Genomic DNA, 4,050 nt, shown 5'->3' with positions numbered 1-4,050 from the left:
ATAAAGATTTGCAAGTTATTAATATAAATCTATGGGATATATATGAGCTGGCAGAGCTTGCTGATTTTAAAAATGGAGTAGATTTTCTTATAGATGATGGGAAGGGATATTCTTAATAGAGAATCTAAACCTGAATTCTTAACAGGGCTTCTTTACTGTGCAGATTGTGGAAATCAGCTAGTAAGAAGAAATCAAAAAACAAAAAGTGGACAAACAATTTATTATATATGTGGTTTATACAATCGAGGTAAGGGTTGTTCAAGGCATAGCATTAGGGAAGAGGATATTCTATCTTCTTTAAATTATATATTAAAACAACATATTAAATATCAAGAAGAGCTATTTTTAAGAATTAGACAAACTGACTTAAGTAAATCAGAATATGAACTTGATTTAGATGACCTTCTTGCTGAAAAAAAGAAATATGAAACTCTTAGACGTTCTCTTTATATGGACTTAGAAGATGAACTTATAGATGAAGAAGAATTTCAATCCTTTAGAAAAAGCTACCAGTTAAAAATAAAAGAAATCGAACAACAAATTATAAATAGAAAGAAAGCCTATAATGATTTAGAAGAGATGCTTAATTCCAAAGAAAACTGGCTTACAGGATTGGAAAAGTATAAAAATATTGAAAGTATTGATAGGCAAACACTAGCATTTTTTGTTGACCGTATATTAGTAGGAGAAAAGGATGAAGAAGGAAGACCTAGAATAACAGTATTCTTTAATGATATGGAAAAATTAGATATATTAAAGAGAATATTAAAGGGAGCTAAAAAGAATAAGGCTTCTAATCTTGTATCCTTTAACAGTATGGCTATAAAAGGACTATCCACTGAAAGAGAGGGGGTAGCTCTCTATGGCTAGGGTATCAAGAAGAAATCTTATAAAAACAGAAAACGTAGAAGTTATTAATTCATCTAGAGTAGGGATCTATACAAGACTTTCACAGGAAAGGACAGAAGAGTGGAGAAATAAGTCACACTCTATAGAGTCCCAAGTAGAAATCTGCCAAGAGTATGTAAATAAGGAAAATATGACTTTAGTTAAAGTTTATACAGATTATGAGTATTCTGGAACTAACTTTGATAGACCAGGTTATATTGAAATGATGGATGATATTAGAAGTGGTTTTATAAACTGCATTATAATTAGGGATTTATCAAGGCTTGGTAGAGAACATCTTGAAATGGGAAGGCTCGTAGACAAGGTGTTTCCTTTCTTAGGAGTAAGATTTGTATCAGTAATAGATAAGATTGATACAGAAAAGGGAATTGATGCAAAACTATCTTTTGAAATGTTGATAAAGAACCTTATTAATGATATGTATGCAAAGGATATATCTCATAAGGTTAGAACTAGTAGAAAGATAAATGCTAAGCAAGGATTCTTTATAGGCTCAAATCCACCTTTTGGATACAAGGTAGTAAAGAAAGATGGAGGAAGAAAACTAGAACCTGATGAAGTAAGCATGAAAGTAGTCCAAAGAATATTTAATATGTATGTAGATGGGATTAATACACTTAAAATAGCTAAGGAGCTTAATGAAGAAAATATAGCTACATCAAGTGCCTATAATAAAACAGGAAACATCATGCGTGAACCTGGAGAACCACAATGGAGAAAAGGCACAATATCTAATATGCTAAGACAGAGAGTCTATACAGGCTGCCTTGTTCAAGGTACTAAGGAAAATGTTCAAGGGAAAAAGAGTGGTCATTATAGGCAAAAACCCAGGGATGAATGGATTGTTGTAGAAAATGCCCATGAAGCTATTATTTCAGATGAATTATTTAATGTAGCCCAAGAAATACTTGATAACAACAAAAGGAAAGATTATTTTAAAATAACAAGACATGATATGAAAAGAGATCCAGTTAATAAATACAAGGGTGTAATTTTTGATGCAAATACGAACCTACTCTTAGGGAGAAATGGAGTTAGAAGTAATAAGAAAAATACTAAGTTTTACTATTATAAGTTTACCAATGAAGAAAACAATGGTATTTTGCTTGAAACTCCTTATATTTCTATAATGGAAAGTGATTTAGACAATCTAGTAATAAAGAAGTTGAAGAATGTACTCAGCATTGATGCAAGTGGAAAAGATTGTAAAGATAGAATTATTGATATATGTAAAATGAAAATTGAGGTGGTAGAAAAAAATCGCAAGTCTATTTCTCTTAAGATTTCAAAACTTAATTCAGATTTAAAAAGACTATATGAAGATTATAGTTTGGGAAAGATTGAGAAAGAAGACTATCTTGAAAAAAGAATATTAAATAGAAAAGACCTAACCATCTATGAAAAGAACTTAAGTGATCTTGACCTTGAAATCCTTTCAATAGAAGCTCAAGCTGAAGAGGAAATAGGATTATTTGATAATCTATTTTCCAATAAAGACATCAAGCTAGATGAAGATATTGTTCAGAAATATATTGAACGTATTGATGTATATGATAATGAAACTATAGAAATTAGCTTAAAAGGCTTTTTAGGTGGAAGGGAGATGAGGTCAAATGATTAATACTGCTATTTATCTTAGAATATCCGTACTTGAAAAAGGGAATCTAGGGCATACAGAAGACACTATAAATTCTCAAAGAAATATTATAAAGAACTTCATCTTTAATGACCAAGAGCTTAAAAAGACAAATATAGAAGAATTTATTGATGAGGGCTATAGTGGTAGCACTACTTCAAGACCAGGCTTAGACAAACTTCTTTTAAAGGTAAAACAAGGAAAGGTAAACTGTATCATAGTAAAAGATATGTCACGATTTATGAGAAATTATATAGAAATGGGTGATTATCTTGAAAACATCTTTCCTTTTATGGGAGTTAGATTTATAGCAATCAATGATGGCTATGATAGTAGTAATGAAGTTCAAAATGGAACTGAATTAGATATTCAATTTAAAAACCTTCTTAATGATTATTATAGTAGGGATATTTCAGAGAAAATGACTACTGCTTTACTTGTGGCGAAAAAGCAAGGAAAATACACCTCTGGAACTCCACCCTATGGATATTTGAAAGACCCTGAGGATAACTATAAGCTTATAGTTGATGAAAAGGTAGCTGATAATATTAGATATATGTTTCAACTTATCCTTGAAGGACATACCCTGAATGAAACTGCAAAGATTCTTAACAGTGAGGGCGTTATTACAGCAAGGGCAAGGAGAAAAGAGATAAAAGGCTATGATGCCTATGCTAATAGGTGGGAATCTACTGTAGAAGATACAATATGGTCTCACAGCATGGTTAGAAGGATATTAAAAAACGAAACATACACAGGGACTTTTGTCTTTAATAAATCAAGCAAGAGTAAGCTAGATGGTGGTAAGGTTATATATCACCCTAAAGAAGAATGGATAAGAATTTTTGATAATCATGAAGCTCTTATAAGCAAAGAAACCTTTGATGAAGTTCAAGAAATATTAAAATCTAGGCATAAAAATAGTTTTATAGGAAATAAGAGTAAGTATAAAAATAGTCCTCTTGCAACTTTTGTAAGATGTAATAAATGTGGTTATAAGATAAGATTTGGTAAAAGTTCTAATGGGAAAGAGTTAATAGGTATAAATCTTTACTGTTATTACTGTAGAATGCTTGAGCAGGAAGAAAAACTACCTCATTATAAGGAATTAGAAAAAGAGGTATTTAGAATCCTTAAGGATAAGTTTCATACAGATAAGACAGAAAAGAAAAAACTTCTATATGAGCAAAAAGAACTTTATGACAGGAATGACCAGCTATCAAAGAAGAAGAGGATAGAGTTTGAAAATTATAAGTTTGGTAAAATTTCAAGAGAAGATTTTGTAGAAATAAAAAATCATATACAAGAGTCTGATGAAGAGAACAAAGAACGTATCCAAGCAATAGATGAAGAGCTTAAACAAGCTGGAAGCATAGATAACCTTACTGAAGATATTGTTAGGAAGTATATCAAAACAATTTATATTTCTGGCAAGGGTATAGAAAGAATAGAATATCAATAGTAAAATAGAAGGAGATCCACTATTAGGGTCTCCTTTTCCATAA

The 4,050-nt window shown here is 30.7% G+C and carries 3 protein-coding genes; all 3 read left to right on the top strand.

What is annotated here, in order from left to right:
• Window positions 1-93 precede the first annotated feature (93 nt).
• From C3E89_RS10535 to C3E89_RS10525, 3 genes are read left to right on the top strand one after another with little or no spacing between them, the layout of a single operon-like run.
• Complete coding sequence (locus C3E89_RS10535) at window positions 94-870, top strand: zinc ribbon domain-containing protein (protein ID WP_236912833.1); 777 nt, start codon at window positions 94-96, stop codon at window positions 868-870.
• Window positions 863-2,530: a recombinase family protein gene (locus C3E89_RS10530; protein ID WP_236912831.1), complete on the top strand. Its 1,668-nt coding sequence runs from the start codon at window positions 863-865 to the stop codon at window positions 2,528-2,530. Before C3E89_RS10535 ends, C3E89_RS10530 begins: the two co-directional genes overlap by 8 nt.
• On the top strand, window positions 2,523-4,007 hold the full coding sequence (locus C3E89_RS10525; protein ID WP_236912829.1) for a recombinase family protein: 1,485 nt from the start codon (window positions 2,523-2,525) through the stop codon (window positions 4,005-4,007). The genes C3E89_RS10530 and C3E89_RS10525 overlap by 8 nt, the downstream gene beginning before the upstream one ends.
• The last annotated feature ends 43 nt before the right edge of the window (window positions 4,008-4,050 follow it).

The sequence above is a fragment of the Clostridium sp. Cult1 genome, assembly GCF_021655095.1.
Lineage (GTDB): Bacteria > Bacillota > Clostridia > Tissierellales > Tepidimicrobiaceae > Schnuerera.
The sequence above is the reverse complement of the archived record's forward strand: the minus strand, read 5'-3'. Positions and strand labels throughout refer to the sequence as shown.

Coding starts and splice junctions, on each gene's coding strand:
- C3E89_RS10535 (WP_236912833.1), top strand. CDS start 94: ATGATGGGAAGGGATATTCTTAATAGAGAATCTAAACCTGAATTCTTA.
- C3E89_RS10530 (WP_236912831.1), top strand. CDS start 863: ATGGCTAGGGTATCAAGAAGAAATCTTATAAAAACAGAAAACGTAGAA.
- C3E89_RS10525 (WP_236912829.1), top strand. CDS start 2,523: ATGATTAATACTGCTATTTATCTTAGAATATCCGTACTTGAAAAAGGG.